Raw genomic sequence first — 14,787 nt, 5'->3', positions numbered from 1 at the left:
GATGACTGCTTTAGTTTAAAACGAAATGACTTAGGATGCTATGCGACCTAGCAATTGTTCAGCTTGATCTCGTTGTTCAACGCTGTAGTTTGCTTCTTGTTCAGCCAGAATTTCACGTGCAGCTTCAAAAGCACCCAATTGAATATATTGCTCAGCTAACTCAAAGTTTAAGAGGATTTCGTTAACTTCGCTTAGTTGAGGGAAAGATTGTACCAGAGGATCACTTTCAGTCTTATGGGTAGGTATCGTAGACTCAAGACTAAAACTGAGGCTTGGCGTAATAACTGCAGGTGTTTCGTCTACTATTGCTGCATTTGGGCTAACAGTGTCGAAAGAAACAGGAGAAATATCTGTTGTCGCTTCAGTTGTGGGTTGGTTTGAAAAATCAAATGTAAATTCAGGACGCTCATCTGGTGTCGCAATCAACGAAGTTTCAGCTTCAGTTGTTGTAGAAGGCGCATCAAGATTGAACGAAAAATCTAAAGGTTTGATATCTTCTGTAGGAAGTTCCGTTTGAGCAGGGGTGGGGTCCAATGACAACGAACCAAAATCAAGGGGCTTAATTTCCCCAATTGGTTGAGATGGTTCAGTTGCTATGGTGTTTAGGCTGGAAGTATCAAATTCTAAAGTAGGTACTTCAATACGTGTTTCTGGTTCGGGGTGAGTTGTTGTGGTTGTGAATGCTGAGGTATCAAAATCTAGTGGTTTAATGTCTTGAACTGGTTCAACAGTAATACTTTGTGCAGGAGGCACTGTTGTGCTGTCTGATGACATTAGCGCATCGAAATCAGCAGTATTTGGTGCTTCAACAACAGGTCTTTGGGATGCAGGTGCTACGATATCAACTGATTTAAACTGAATTGTGTCAGGAGTATTTGTTTGATTTAACTGCTCATAATCTGATTTTTTGGCTTCTGCTTGCGTCAAAATATCATATAGTTTCAGAGAGCGTAAATGATTCAGCAATTGGCTAATTGCAAATTCATCTTTTTGTAGTAAGTGAATATCCAATAGCAGTAAATATAATTCATGTTGTGAATTGTCTTTATTTAATGCTTGGTTAATCTGCGCTTCAGCTGAAAAGAAATTGCGATCACGAATTTGCCCTTCAATTTTATTGCGGAGATCGGTTGCAAGAGGTGTTGTGGCTTTTTTAGTGACCACATCTTCAACGACTTGAGTTTGTTGAGGTGTTTTTTTAGACGGGCTAGTTTTTTTGGCTTTATTTTTTGCAGCCACTGCTTTTTGAGTTTTTGGCTCTGCTTCTTTACTCGCCTCACGCTTTTTTAAGACTATGGCAACAACCAATAGTAAGATAAATGGAATCACATAAATCAGCATGTTTTACCCCTTTCGAACTTGTCGTTGTGCAAGTTCATCCAAAATCAAATAATCAAAATAACACTTTAGTGTGTTGGCTTTTTATCAGTTTGTTGTGCTTTCAATTGTTGTTGCAATTGTGCAAGACGAGCGTTTAGTAATTGAATTCTCTGATCTTTCTGATTAAGTGCCAGTTCTAATTGCGTTACGTTTCTCTGTAATTTAACGGTTTTTTCACGGGATGTCATAACTTTTAATGACAACTCGTTCGATGTTTGATTTTTTTCTGTCGACTTCTTGGCAGAACCATTGTTTGAATCTTGCTCTTTCTCTGCAACCAAACTCATTTCCGCTTGATTGAGGCGATACTTGGCTTTGCCTGATTGCTGTGAGCTATGTTTTGGCAGTGAAGAAACGGAGACTTTTTGCTCTGTTTTGGCTGTTTGTAGACCCGTTAAATTAAGATTTGCACCACGACGTAAACGGTTTACATCCCCCTGAATAAATGCATGTTCATTCTTGGATTTAATTTGTTGCATGACTTCACCAACAGGACGGTTTTGTTCTGTGGCAATACGTGATGCAATTCCCCATAAGGATTCATTGGATTGAACAATGTGGGCAGGCGTGCTTGATGTCACAGCCGCTTTGGGTGTGACCGTTTTCGATGTTTGAGCTGTAGAGGGTACAGATCTTGATGCCTGAGTTGAATTGGGTACAGGTTGAGGGCTAGCTTGTGTTGCTATCGGTGCTTCCGCTTTTTTAAGGGAGTTGGCATACTTTTGCACCAAGGGATCTGACGATTTCTTGTTTTGTGTGGTGGTTTCAATGTGTTGGGTTGGCGCTTGTGCAATTGTCGCGATTTGTGTCGTAGCTGTTGAGATGACCTGTGTTGGTGTTGTAGTGGTCGTGGTACTCATGCTCGGTGGTGTATGACCATTGAGCTTCAACGGTGTATTGCTTGTCGTTGCTGCTGTTGCTGTTTTTAAATTATTAAACTGTGTGCTAACTGGTAAGTTCAACGCAATATCTTTTTCATTGACGATCACCATAGGTTTTAACGCTTTTTCATTATTATTTGTGCGTGCTTGAAGTGATGCCGAGCGTTTATTGACTGTTTTAATATGTTGCAGTCGTGCCGCATTACCTTCTTTGATTTTGACCACAATGTTGAGTTCTGCATCAGTCAATGGGCGAGATGAGGTAATTGTAATCACACCTGTACTGGCACTGGTACGACGGGTAAAAAAGTTCAGATTACTGGGCGGCTGATGCATGACACCAAGAGACATTAAATCTTCTGCGCTGGCTAGACTGGCTTGAATGGGAGTATTTGGATCGGCATCGTGAAAGTTCAATTCTGCATATAACAGTTCCCCAGGTGCAGACTGAATTTGAATAGGATCGACAGTGATCGCATTCACATTTTGCGAAGCAATAATGGCTAAAATGGCTATCTTTAATTTGTTATTTACGGTCATCTTAATCTTTAGCTCGGTCACAGATCGCAAAGCGAAAATTATAGATTAGCGAGTTGTGTGTTATTTGTAAAACGTTAACATCGGGGTTACAAAAAAAAGCCGATCAAGTGTGATCGGCTTAATACTTTAGCGGTAAATGCTTAAGTATTTTTGTAGTCAATCAGGATGCGGAGCATACGACGTAAGGGCTCTGCAGCTCCCCAAAGCAATTGATCGCCGACAGTGAAAGCACCTAAGTACTCTTTGCCCATATTCAATTTACGTAGACGGCCAACAGGAACTGTTAATGTGCCTGTTACCGCTACAGGTGTTAAGTCAGTCATAGATGCTTCACGGGTATTTGGAACCACTTTTGCCCATTGGTTCGCGCGACGTAACATATCTTCGATTTCATCGAGTGGCACGTCTTTCTTCAGCTTTAAGGTTAAAGCTTGAGAGTGACAACGCATCGCGCCAATACGTACACAATGACCGTCAATCGGAACGATTTGCTGGTTGCCCAAGATCTTGTTGGTTTCAACTTGACCTTTCCATTCTTCTTTCGACTGACCGCTGTCTAATTGTTTGTCGATATAAGGAATGAGTGAGCCTGCTAATGGCACGCCAAAGTTAGCAGAAGGGAAACCTTCGCCACGTTGTAATTCCGCAATTTTAGAGTCGATGTCTAGAATTGGAGAGTGTGGGTCATCTAACAAATCTTTGGTGTTGTTGTACAAATAGCCCATACCAGAGATCAGTTCACGCATGTTTTGCGCACCAGCACCTGACGCTGCTTGATAAGTCATCGAGGTTGCCCATTCCACTAAATTGTTTTGGAATAAACCACCTAAGCCCATCAACATCAGTGAAACAGTACAGTTACCGCCCACGAATGTTTTGGTGCCGTTCACTAAACCATCTTTAATTACGTTCATGTTGACAGGGTCAAGTACGATGATGGCTTCATCTTCCATACGCAGTGTAGATGCCGCATCAATCCAATAGCCTGTCCAGTTTTCCGCTTTAAGCTTCGGGAAAACTTCTGAGGTATAGTCGCCACCTTGGCAGGTAATAATGACATCCATTTGCTTCAGACTGTTAATGTCTGATGCATCCATAAGTGCTGGGGCAGTTTTACCGCCAAACGCAGGCGCTTCACCGCCAGCATTACTGGTAGAGAAGTAAAATGGCTCAAAATGAGCAAAATCATTCTCTTCAACCATACGTTGCATAAGGACGGAACCAACCATCCCGCGCCAACCGACCAGACCTACTTTCATGTCACTTTGCCTCGGTGCGTTAAAAATTAAAAGGGGATTCGAGTGTATCAAAAGAGCGCTTAACTGCAAGCACTACACAATGAAAACAGCAATTATATTGTGCAATATATCTTGTTTATGTTACATGCAAAATTGATATTAATTTATGAATCTACAAAAAATTAAGAATATAAGAGTTGTTGCTTATGATCTGGGTTGAGTTGCTGGCATGTATTGTGATTTGGTTAAGCTTCTGGTCACTGATTCCACGTGATGAATGGTGGTTTCGTGGTGCAGATTTTCCACGGCTCCAGATTTTGGTATTGGGACTGATTGCATTTATTTTGATGTTGCTTTGGGATGCACCTTGGAATTGGGTACGTGAAGTCATTTTTCTGGGATTAATTGCGGCAGTGGCGTACCAACTCAAAATGGTGTTGCCTTATACCTTTGTATGGAAAAAGCAGGTTAAAACGGTTGCCAAAACAGAGTTACAGCCAGAACGCCAGATTTCTTTAATCGTATCGAATGTACTGACGCCCAATACTCAATACCATTTATTACTGCAACAGATTCATCAGCATCAACCTGACTTGATTTTGACTTTAGAGTCAGATGGACATTGGGAACAAGCTTTGAGTGTACTAGAAGATGACTATCCCTATCGGGTTGCAGTGCCTTTGGATAACTTGTATGGCATGCACTTATATAGTCGTTTAGTGCTTGAAAATATTGACGTTAAGTTTATTTTGAGCGATGAAATTCCTTCAATTTATGCCACAGCCATTCTAAGGTCAGGTCAGCCAGTACAGCTATATTGCTTACATCCGAAACCACCGAGTCCGACCGAAGCCAAAGACTCCACTTTACGTGATGCTGAATTGTTGATTGTTGGTGATCAGATTAAAGATTTGGATGAGAGTTGCATTGTAATGGGGGATTTGAATGACGTGGCATGGTCTCGTACCACACGCCTTTTTCAACGGATTAGTGGGCTGCTAGACCCCCGAGTTGGACGGCATTTCGTCAATACGTTTCATGCTGACTATCCTTTACTGCGTTGGTCACTGGATCATGTTTTCCATAGTAAGGATTTTGCTTTAGTACAGATGCAGCGTTTACCCCATATTGGTTCAGATCATTTTCCCGTATATGTAGTGTTGCAAACAGGTCGGGTGTTTGAGCAAGTACAAGAAGAGCTGGAACAGACCGAAGCCGATGAGCAAGAGGCGCAGGAGGCGATCGAAGAGGGAATTGAGAAAGCAGAACGAGAAGGTAAGCAGGTTACAGATGAAATTGCCAAAGATTACCAATAAACACATCAGGTGCTTGGATTTCATCAGTGTAAGATATGGCTTACAGGGATTTGGGAACCTGACGAATGGTGAGTCACTCGGTATGGCTTTATTCTAAGCTCATCAGCACATGGAGCGTGAATGGATCATCCCAGTATGGAAGTTGACGCTGATGGAAATCATCATGGATATGATGTAGGTATGGAATGCCACCGAATAAAACAAGAATAACATTGAAAGCACAACCTCATGTACCCGAGTTTTGCAGGATGCAGAACTCGGGTGATGACTTTTTATATTTAGCGTTTCTTAGAATAAATCTTCTCATAACCTTTTGGACGCGTTTTAAAGCGGCGGTGAAACCACATATATTGAGTCGGAGCAATGCGGAGTTGATTTTCAATAATTTGATTCACTCGCGTTGCGTCATCCAGCTCGTCTTCGCTAGGTAGGTTTTCGACCGCAGGTTCAATCAGCACTTTATAGTGTGGGTTTCGAATGTCCCCATCACGATAAAAATACAATGGAATAGCCGCAGCCTTGGTCATTTTCAATAAGCGACGATGTGCCGTAACCGTTGCTGCAGGAACACCAAAGAAGGGTGCCATCACGCCTTGTTTTAAACCAAAGTCTTGGTCTGGACTGTACCAAATGGCATGGCCATTTTTTAAGTTGCGAACCAAACCGCGCATGTCATCATGGTCGATTTGGTTTGCGTAAATGGTGGAACGGCAGCGGTAAATCAGCATATCCAACAGTGGATTATTTTGTGGGCGATAGACCACATCTGGCTCAAAATACTGTGCACAAAGGTAACCGCCTGCATCAAGCAAAGTCGAATGGGTCCCTAAAAGCAGCGCACCTTTACCTTCTGCTTGTGCTTTTTCAATGTGCTCTAAACCTTCAATACTGACACGACCAGTAAACCATTTTGGGCTATACCATGCATTCAACGTTTCAAATACGCCCAGCATTTGGTCGACAAAAACTAAACGTGCATTTTCACGCACTTCTTGGGTAGACCATTCAGGAAAGCAGACTTCGAGATTACGAATGGTGGTGTCTTGGCGCGATTTGAGAAACTTAAAACTGAGGTTGCCTAAGAGGATGGCTAGTCGGTGTTGAATTGCCCAAGGCAGAATTGCCAGTATCATAAGGAATACAATACCAATCCAGATACCCCAATATTTAGGTTGCAGGAAAGACCATTGAAATTCACCGGGTTGATAGTCTGGCTGAGAACTCATAAATTGCGATAAGTGCTGAAAAAGAATGTTCTGAGTTTAGCATGAAGCATGTATGAAGGGACAAGCTGTGCTCGATGCCACCGCCATTCAAAATTGCGGATAATCATTGTTTAGAGACTTTGATAGGTGGGTTTTGAAAAGACAGGTGTACTGATAGAATTTATTTTTATTAACTAAGATTATGATTATAAAAAAAATTTATAAGATTTCAAAATAGCAATCAAAACAACGAAGAAATGGGTCGGGAAAGGAATCAATATTAAAGGCTACATCTTGAGTAGCCTTTAATGACTAATGAGGGAATAAAGAATTCATGAAGATTATGATTTAGTAGCGGAAGTTTGGCCCTCTACTTTTTTGGTTGTCGTTTTAGCCACGTGCTGTTTTTTTGCATGATCTGTTTGCTGTTTCTTGTGGATTTGATGGGTGGCTACTTTTTGTTCTGTGGCTTTGTGAGTTTCATTTGGTGCAGAAGTTGCGGCCATTGCAGAACCTGCAAAAATTGCGGTAGTAAATGCTGCTAATACAATTGATGCTACTTTTTTCATGATCATTCTCTCTTTGAGTGTTTCGATATCTGATTAGATTCGATAGGTATATATTCAAGGATTTGTATGGAAAGATCATGGAGCCAATGTAGAGAAAAATAGTGCGATTGAAATGAATAATTGTAAGCTTTCAGTATTATGGTAAGTATCTCGTTTTTTTAAGAAATCATTAATTTTAATGTTGTTTGGGTGTTTTGAACATTCAGCTTTATTTGTAGCTGGTTTTAAATAGAAAAACAGAAAATTTCTCAATTAGATGTGCAATGCTACAACCAATGAAACAATAAACAATCCGGAGTAGCGCACCGTCTATGGTGCGATGCCCGACATCATAAATCGTCACAATTAAGAAACTCGATAATGCAATGCCTGTATAGGCTCCTTCTCTAAAAAGAACGCAAACTAAACTGGTCATAAAAATGCCTGTAATTAAAAAAAGATATTCTAAATTAATACTAAAATTATGAATAAATGCAGAGTGATCCATGGCGAGCCAGATCAGGATGCCGACAGCAGAGCCAATAAAATTCCCTATCAACTGGTTAAAATTAATCTTTTTACCTGAGTCCATTTGAATGGTTAAAAAGGCTGTCAATGATGCCCATAGAAAGAAGTTGGTATCTTTATTACTATCAAAACAGAGCGCTAAAATGACAATGACGACTGCACATGCAAGTATTTTAAAAAGATAGAGAGCATTGCTCAGGTGGTTTCGGTTCATTATCATGCAAAAACCAGATAGATAAATAAAGTTGAAGAACTGTGCTGAATTATAAGGCGAATTCTTGGGTCTAACTTAAATTTTCGTATCTGATCTTTATTTGTAGATATATTTTTCGATAAAAAAACGCTGCGTTCAGCAGCGTTTTTGAAGAAAAAATAAATTACTTCGTTAGGTTGTCTAGCTCTTCCCAACGTTCAAGTTTTTCAAGCAATAAGTCATCAATTTCGCTCAAACGATTAGACAGTTTAAGTGCTTTGTCTGCATCGGAGATAAAGAGTGAACCATCTGCCAATACAGCATTAATTTCCACTTGTTCTTTTTCCAATGCTTCCATTTCAGCAGGCAGTTGTTCGAGTGCGCGTTGATCTTTATAGCTAAGTTTTACTTTCTTTGATGCCGCAGGCTCTGCCTCAGCTTCGGCTTTTGCCACAGCCTTTTTCACCGCACTTTTCTGATCCACTACAGTTTGGTCTGGGCGTTGCTGTAAATAGTCTTGGTAACCGCCAATATATTCGTCAATATTGCCTTTACCATCAAACACCCACGTTGATGTCACGACATTGTCCATAAATGCGCGGTCATGTGAAATAAGCAGTAAGGTGCCTTTGTAGTCGGACAACATTTCCTCTAACAGCTCAAGTGTCACCATATCCAAGTCATTGGTCGGTTCGTCCATCACAATTAAGTTAGAGGGTTTAAGTAGTAATTTTGCTAAAAGAATACGGTTACGCTCACCACCTGAAAGGGCTTTGACTGGTGTGCGTGCACGTTCTGGTGAGAACAAGAAATCTTGTAAATAGCTGTAGATATGACGACGGTTTCCATTCACATCGACATGGTCAGAGCCTTCTGATACGTTATCTTTGACTGATTTTTCAAGGTCGAGAGCATTACGTAATTGGTCGAAGTAAGCCACTTCCAATTGTGTACCGGTTTTCACAGTACCCGTGTGTTGTTGCTCACCTAAAATGGCTTTAATGAGGGTGGTTTTACCGACACCGTTGTCACCTACCAGACCAATCCGATCACCACGTAACACCAATGCTGAGAAGTCGTTGATGATAGGTGCATCATTGCCAAAGCGAACGCTTAAATTCTCAATTTCAAAGACGACTTTACCTGAGCGATTGGCCTCTTGGGTCGCCATGCTGACTTTGCCTTGCTGGAAGCGACGGGCTTTCGACTCTTCACGCAGTGCTTTTAAGGCACGAACACGGCCTTCGTTACGCGTACGACGGGCTTTAATGCCTTGGCGAATCCAAACTTCTTCTTCAGCTAAGCGTTTATCAAACAGTGCATTCTGCTTTTCTTCTGCTTCCATTTGCTGTGCTTTCAGTTCGAGGTAACGTGAGTAGTTACCTTCATAGCTGCGCAGAGTGCCGCGGTCGAGTTCAACAATTCGAGTGGCAATGCTGTCCACAAATGAACGGTCATGCGAGATGAACAGTAAAGTTAAATTATTTTGATCGAGTAAAAACTTTTCGAGCCATTCAATACTTTCAACGTCCAAATGGTTGGTTGGTTCGTCTAGTAATAGCACATCGGGTTGGGTAAGGAGAGCCCGAGCAAGTAGCACACGACGCTTACGACCACCCGATAAATCGGCCAAATCAGCATCTGGGTCTAGGCCCATTTTACTTAAAATAGAATTGACTTTGGTTTCTAAAGCCCAGCCATCCAACTGATCTAGTTTGTGTTGTAGGTTACCCATGCGATCACACGCTTCCATGTCTCCGAGCACACAAGCATCACTGGCTTCATGATATGCTCTGAGTACATCCGCAGCTTCACCTGCGCCGTCTGCCACGATATCCGCCACTTTGCCCGAATCCATCGGTACGTCTTGTGCCAACATGGAAATGGTGATGCCGTTTTGTAGAGAAACTTCGCCAGAGTCGGCTAATAAGCTTCCCTCGATCAGTTTAAGTAAAGTAGACTTACCCTCACCATTACGACCAATTAAACACACTCGTTCACCGCGTTCCAATGAAAAGTTCGCGCCGTCGAGCAAGGCAGGTCCACCAAACGCAAGTTGGACATCCCTTAAAGTAATATAGGCCATAATGTTTCCTGAAAAATCTCAAATGAGGACTTGAAGTGTCTAAACAACAAAATATTGATAATCAAGCGCCATTGTCCGCACCCATTGAAGATTTGCAAGTCCGAATTGCATTTTTAGATGATTTAGTTGATCAACTGCATGAACAATTGGTGGTTCAAGGGCAGGAAATTGCTGACTTAAAGAAGCAAATGCAAATTTTGTATCAACGTGTTGAAGCATCGGATGTTTCAGATGGGATAGCACCTTTTGACCCGATGGCTGATCGCCCTCCACATTATTAAGATCTGGTTTTATTGTGCTTTAAATTCTCAGATTTACTGTATGTGTATCCATTTTGGTGTTGATCTTTTTTGGAATCCAACATTGGCTTGATAATAGACGTACAGATCTGACTCAAAACTGAATGAGTCTAAAGCGTAAGTAAAATATAGCTTCATATTATTTTCGCATTCGCACTTTTCTAATGATCTATATCAACAGATCTATACCACCAAAAAGCACATCAAGGTTTAGGATTCGTCAAAATCATTTGACCTTTGATGCAGTTCCGACTCTAATACGTGCTTTCTGGTGTATCCCATAAAAATGGCCCTATGACTTCAAAAGTTGTACTTCTTGATCTTGAAAATAATGTTCCTACGGCAAAGCTTTTGCGCGAAATAATGGAGCACTATCCAACTGTGTATTTGTTGAATTGCCAAGGTCAATTTGAATATGCATTGTCCGATTTAACTGAATTGGCAAGTTGGATCAGTAGCGGTCAAGTGGTGGTATTAGAAACGCCAAAAGCCGAACAAAAAGAATATGAATATGCGGTTGTTGTGGGGCAGTTAATGGCTTTACTTGAACCTGAGACGCATGTTGAACTTATTTCTGCTGTCAGTACAGCCGAGCTATTGTTGGCATTGATGCAGTCTTCTCAGATCAGTTGTCATTTGATCCAAATTCAGACAGACTTGCAAACGGTAAAAGGACTGATTCCAAGTTTAGAGACTATTCAAAACCAGCCCTACTTGAAAATGGTCAAAAAATATTGTGATGCTTTGGGCAAAATGTCAGGTAAACCAACCACACTGGATGGTTTAAAAAACTCAATCAGTAATATTTTGCAACTCGTACCTGAAAAGACCCAACGAGTGGTCGGTATGCTGATCAACCTAAAAATTGTGAAGCGTTATGATGAGCAAATCAGTTTCCGTAAAAAAGTATTGAAACAATGGTTGGCATTGAATATCGAAAAACAAGACTCGGCTACTGAACCGAAAACGTTACAACAGGCATTGCAGCAATTAAAAAAAGATGATGAGAGCGATACTGTTGAACCTGTTGTGGAAACTTTGTCAGCACAACAAGCGTTGTTTAAAAATTTTGCTCAAATTGACCCCGTACAGCTTGAGGTCGCACGCAAATTGCGTGAGCTCAAAACCAATAAACCTAAAGATATTTATGCACTCCGTGATTTGCTTGAGCAAATGTTTCCGAAGTCAGATGTACGTATGTTACTGAAAGAGTTGCTTGATAAAGGCTATATTTATTGGAATGGACATGAAGTTTTATATAGTCATGAAATGTTCTTAAATTAATTTTATCGTTCAAACTTGCGTTTTATATTGTGCTTATGCAACTCTAATAAAGGAATAAAAAGGTTGTGCTATGGAAAATATTGGAATTTGGGTTGCTGGATTTATTATCTTGTTCGTTCTCGGCTCGATTTTTGGACTTCGTGTGAGTCCAAGAGAAAAAGCTTTGGGGGAGATGCGAGAAAAAGCCCGCAAGATGGGCTTGCACCCACGTTTAGTTGCGGCACCTGAATGGACGAAAATACCGATGGCATCGGAGAACCGTGCCAGTATGGTGGCGTACTACAGTGTCCTGATTCCAGATGCACGCCTACCTTTAATGCGTGCTCGTGTTGTTGATCAGCAGCTTGAGCTCATTACAGGTGATGACAAGTTTAAACATTTACCCATTGAATTAAAGGGTATTTATGCTATTGATATGCAAGCAAACTGCGTGGGAATCTATTGGGATGAACATTCTGACTTAAGAGCAACCCAGTTAGATGCCATGAAAGCATATTTACAGTCTTTGGCTGAACTTTAATTTTACAGACCCATTGAAACAGGATTAACGGTTAATATGGCGAAAGCTCCTCGCTCCACATCCAAAAGTACTACAGCAGATTCTCCTGAGGCTGGGAAAAAACGTGCTTTAGTAATTGTGGAGTCGCCTGCAAAAGCGAAAACAATCAATAAATATTTAGGCTCGAATTACATTGTGAAGTCTTCCGTTGGTCACGTTCGTGATTTACCGACGGGTGGCTCAAGTAAGACTGCAGAAAAAAAGCCAGCGACACGAACCAAACTGACCGATGCTCAGAAAGCTGAAAAAGCACAGAATGCCTTGGTCAATCGTATGGGGGTTGACCCTGAACATGACTGGAAAGCTCATTATGAAGTGCTTCCAGGCAAAGAGCATGTGGTTGCTGAACTGAAAAAGCTTGCTTCGCAGGTTGACGAGGTTTATCTCGCAACGGACTTGGACCGTGAGGGAGAGGCCATTGCATGGCATCTTAAAGAGGTCATTGGTGGTGCGGACTCTCGTTACCAACGTGTCGTTTTTAATGAAATTACCAAAAATGCCATTCAAGAAGCTTTTAAACATCCAGCACGTCTTGATATTGATAAAGTCAATGCGCAACAGGCCCGTCGTTTCTTAGATCGCGTTGTTGGCTTTATGATTTCCCCATTACTTTGGGAAAAAATTGCCCGCGGTTTGTCTGCTGGTCGTGTTCAGTCTGTTGCCGTGAAACTGGTGGTTGAACGTGAACGTGAAATTCGTGCGTTCGTCCCAGAAGAATATTGGCAAGTTTTTGCAGATACCAAATCACAGACGGATGACATTCGTTTAGAGGCGGTCAAGCAAGCGGGTAAAACCCTAAAATTACGCAATAAAGCCGATACCGATGCTTTACTGAAGCTCATTAAAGACGCAGATTACAAAGTGTCAGCACGTGAGGATAAACCGACCAAGGTCAATCCGAGTGCGCCGTATATCACCTCGACTTTACAACAAGCCGCGAGTACACGTCTGGGTTTCTCAGTGAAGAAAACCATGATGTTGGCGCAGCGTTTGTATGAGGCGGGTTTTATTACCTACATGCGTACCGACTCGACCTTTTTGAGCGACGATGCGGTGAATATGGTGCGTCATCATATTGAGACAGAGTTTGGGGCAAAGTATCTGCCTGCTAAGCCGAACCGCTATGGTAACAAAGCGGGTGCACAAGAAGCCCATGAAGCGATTCGTCCATCAAATGTGGCTTTAAAAGGTGACAGTTTAGTGGGTGTGGAGCGTGATGCTCAGCGGTTGTATGACCTGATCTGGCGTCAATTCGTCGCGTGTCAAATGACCCCAGCAGAATACCTGTCATCAACTATTTTAGTCGATGCAAACGGTGTTGAGCTCAAAGCTAAAGGTCGCACACTGGTATTTGATGGTTTCACCAAAGTCCGCGGTCAAAACAAGTCAGATGACGATGTATTATTGCCAGCGGTCAAAGTGGGTGAAATCCTCAAACTTGAAAAACTCGATCCATCGCAACACTTTACCAAGCCACCTGCACGCTTTACCGAAGCGTCACTGGTGAAAGAGCTTGAGAAGAAAGGGATTGGCCGTCCATCAACGTATGCGGCGATTATCTCAACCATTCAAGATCGTGGTTATGTCAAACTAGAAAACCGCCGTCTATATGCAGAAAAAATGGGTGAGATTGTTACAGATCGTTTGGATGAAAGTTTCAATAACCTCATGAATTATGACTTTACCGCGGATCTAGAAGGTCAGTTGGATAAAGTGGCAGATGGTGAGCGTAATTGGAAAGAGTTGCTTGACAGTTTTTATGGTGATTTCAAAAACCGACTGACCAATGCTCAAGGTGAGGGCGGTATGCGCCGTAACCAACCTGTTGAAGTCGAAGCCGTTCACTGTAAAGAATGTGACCGTCCTATGCAGATTCGTACAGGAACTACAGGTGTGTTCTTAGGGTGTTCAGGTTATAACTTGCCACCGAAAGAGCGTTGTAAAGGCACGTTGAACTTAACACCAGTTGAATCACTTGCAGCACTCTCGGACGATGATGCAGCAGAAACAGCAGACTTGATGTCGAAAAAGCGTTGTCCGATTTGTGAAACCGCAATGGACAGCTATGTGATTGATGGTGGTCGTAAATTACATATCTGTGGTAATAACCCTGATTGTGCTGGTTTTGAGCTTGAAGAAGGTGAGTTCAAAATCAAAGGCTATGATGGCCCAACCATTCCATGTGATAAGTGTGATGGCGAAATGCAGTTAAAGACAGGGCGTTTTGGCCCTTACTTTGCTTGTAACAGCTGTGACAACACGCGTAAAGTACTGAAAAGTGGTCAACCTGCACCTCCGCGTGTCGACCCGATTAAAATGGAACATCTACGTTCAACCAAGCATGATGACTTTTTTGTCCTGCGTGATGGTGCGGCGGGTCTGTTCTTAGCTGCAAGTAAGTTCCCGAAAGTACGTGAAACACGTGCTCCGAAGGTTGCTGAATTGCGTACGGTGGCTGATCAGCTTGATCCAAAGTATCAGTTTATTTTGCAAGCACCTGATGTTGATCCAGAAGGCAATCCAACACTTGTGAAGTTTAGTCGTAAGAATCAAGCGCAATATATTGGCTCTGAAACGCCTGAAGGTAAGCAAACCAAGTGGTCATTGGTGTTCAATGATGGAAAATGGGTTGAAGCTTAAGTTTTAATTGCTTAGAAATAATCAAGAAATGCTCACTTTGGTGGGCATTTTTTATGTCACAATCCTTTAATCATAATTTATAAAAAATAG

The 14,787-nt window shown here is 41.8% G+C and carries 12 protein-coding genes; 5 read left to right on the top strand and 7 right to left on the bottom strand.

Annotated elements, in window-relative coordinates:
* Nucleotides 1-30 precede the first annotated feature (30 nt).
* The 3 genes from DPG01_RS10250 to asd form a co-directional block, all read right to left on the bottom strand.
* Complete coding sequence (locus tag DPG01_RS10250) at nucleotides 31-1,341, bottom strand: hypothetical protein (RefSeq protein WP_110975012.1); 1,311 nt, start codon at nucleotides 1,339-1,341, stop codon at nucleotides 31-33.
* A 65-nt stretch (nucleotides 1,342-1,406) separates the two neighbouring features.
* A complete protein-coding gene (locus DPG01_RS10245) occupies nucleotides 1,407-2,801 on the bottom strand; it encodes a FimV family protein (protein WP_110975011.1) in 1,395 nt (464 codons plus the stop codon).
* A gap of 140 nt (nucleotides 2,802-2,941) precedes the next feature.
* Nucleotides 2,942-4,060, bottom strand: a complete 1,119-nt coding sequence (asd, locus tag DPG01_RS10240) for an aspartate-semialdehyde dehydrogenase (RefSeq protein ID WP_110975010.1) — start codon at nucleotides 4,058-4,060, stop codon at nucleotides 2,942-2,944.
* Between the two features lie 185 nt (nucleotides 4,061-4,245).
* On the opposite strand from asd, the gene DPG01_RS10235 reads away from it, so the two are divergent.
* The gene (locus DPG01_RS10235) at nucleotides 4,246-5,355 is read left to right on the top strand and encodes an endonuclease/exonuclease/phosphatase family protein (protein ID WP_110975009.1); all 1,110 of its coding nucleotides are present in this window, start codon (nucleotides 4,246-4,248) and stop codon (nucleotides 5,353-5,355) included.
* Between the two features lie 278 nt (nucleotides 5,356-5,633).
* On the opposite strand, the gene DPG01_RS10225 is transcribed toward DPG01_RS10235, so the two are convergent.
* From DPG01_RS10225 to DPG01_RS10210, 4 genes are all read right to left on the bottom strand, one after another.
* Nucleotides 5,634-6,581 (bottom strand): lauroyl acyltransferase, encoded by a 948-nt coding sequence (locus DPG01_RS10225; protein WP_110975008.1) that lies wholly within the window; start codon nucleotides 6,579-6,581, stop codon nucleotides 5,634-5,636.
* A gap of 320 nt (nucleotides 6,582-6,901) precedes the next feature.
* The gene (locus DPG01_RS10220; RefSeq protein ID WP_228156987.1) at nucleotides 6,902-7,129 is read right to left on the bottom strand and encodes a hypothetical protein; all 228 of its coding nucleotides are present in this window, start codon (nucleotides 7,127-7,129) and stop codon (nucleotides 6,902-6,904) included.
* Nucleotides 7,130-7,337: 208 nt separating this feature from the next.
* Nucleotides 7,338-7,850, bottom strand: coding sequence for an FUSC family protein (locus tag DPG01_RS10215; protein ID WP_110975006.1), 513 nt, complete (start codon nucleotides 7,848-7,850; stop codon nucleotides 7,338-7,340).
* Nucleotides 7,851-8,013: 163 nt separating this feature from the next.
* A complete protein-coding gene (locus tag DPG01_RS10210; RefSeq protein WP_110975005.1) occupies nucleotides 8,014-9,915 on the bottom strand; it encodes an ATP-binding cassette domain-containing protein in 1,902 nt (633 codons plus the stop codon).
* 35 nt (nucleotides 9,916-9,950) lie between these two features.
* Between DPG01_RS10210 and DPG01_RS10205 the strand changes: the two genes are divergently transcribed.
* From DPG01_RS10205 to topA, 4 genes are all read left to right on the top strand, one after another.
* Nucleotides 9,951-10,196 carry a SlyX family protein gene (locus tag DPG01_RS10205; RefSeq protein ID WP_110975004.1) on the top strand — a complete coding sequence of 82 codons (246 nt, stop codon included), beginning with the start codon at nucleotides 9,951-9,953 and terminating at the stop codon, nucleotides 10,194-10,196.
* A 312-nt stretch (nucleotides 10,197-10,508) separates the two neighbouring features.
* Entirely contained in the window at nucleotides 10,509-11,498 is a 990-nt protein-coding gene (locus tag DPG01_RS10200; protein ID WP_110975003.1) for a hypothetical protein, read from the top strand.
* A 70-nt stretch (nucleotides 11,499-11,568) separates the two neighbouring features.
* A complete protein-coding gene (locus DPG01_RS10195) occupies nucleotides 11,569-12,018 on the top strand; it encodes an ammonium transporter (protein ID WP_086209979.1) in 450 nt (149 codons plus the stop codon).
* 36 nt (nucleotides 12,019-12,054) lie between these two features.
* Nucleotides 12,055-14,697, top strand: a complete 2,643-nt coding sequence (topA, locus tag DPG01_RS10190) for a type I DNA topoisomerase (RefSeq protein WP_110975002.1) — start codon at nucleotides 12,055-12,057, stop codon at nucleotides 14,695-14,697.
* Nucleotides 14,698-14,787 lie beyond the last annotated feature (90 nt).

The organism is Acinetobacter sp. WCHAc060042 (assembly GCF_003231195.1).
Taxonomy (GTDB): domain Bacteria; phylum Pseudomonadota; class Gammaproteobacteria; order Pseudomonadales; family Moraxellaceae; genus Acinetobacter.
Note: the sequence above shows the minus strand (reverse complement) of the source record. Positions and strands in the feature narration are given on the sequence as shown.

Excerpts from the sequence above, each read along its gene's own strand:
- DPG01_RS10200 (WP_110975003.1), top strand. The coding sequence starts at position 10,509 with ATGACTTCAAAAGTTGTACTTCTTGATCTTGAAAATAATGTTCCTACG.
- DPG01_RS10210 (WP_110975005.1), bottom strand. The coding sequence starts at position 9,915 with ATGGCCTATATTACTTTAAGGGATGTCCAACTTGCGTTTGGTGGACCT.
- DPG01_RS10220 (WP_228156987.1), bottom strand. The coding sequence starts at position 7,129 with ATGAAAAAAGTAGCATCAATTGTATTAGCAGCATTTACTACCGCAATT.
- asd (WP_110975010.1), bottom strand. The coding sequence starts at position 4,060 with ATGAAAGTAGGTCTGGTCGGTTGGCGCGGGATGGTTGGTTCCGTCCTT.
- DPG01_RS10245 (WP_110975011.1), bottom strand. The coding sequence starts at position 2,801 with ATGACCGTAAATAACAAATTAAAGATAGCCATTTTAGCCATTATTGCT.
- DPG01_RS10250 (WP_110975012.1), bottom strand. The coding sequence starts at position 1,341 with ATGCTGATTTATGTGATTCCATTTATCTTACTATTGGTTGTTGCCATA.
- DPG01_RS10195 (WP_086209979.1), top strand. The coding sequence starts at position 11,569 with ATGGAAAATATTGGAATTTGGGTTGCTGGATTTATTATCTTGTTCGTT.
- DPG01_RS10215 (WP_110975006.1), bottom strand. The coding sequence starts at position 7,850 with ATGAACCGAAACCACCTGAGCAATGCTCTCTATCTTTTTAAAATACTT.
- DPG01_RS10225 (WP_110975008.1), bottom strand. The coding sequence starts at position 6,581 with ATGAGTTCTCAGCCAGACTATCAACCCGGTGAATTTCAATGGTCTTTC.
- topA (WP_110975002.1), top strand. The coding sequence starts at position 12,055 with ATGGCGAAAGCTCCTCGCTCCACATCCAAAAGTACTACAGCAGATTCT.
- DPG01_RS10235 (WP_110975009.1), top strand. The coding sequence starts at position 4,246 with ATGATCTGGGTTGAGTTGCTGGCATGTATTGTGATTTGGTTAAGCTTC.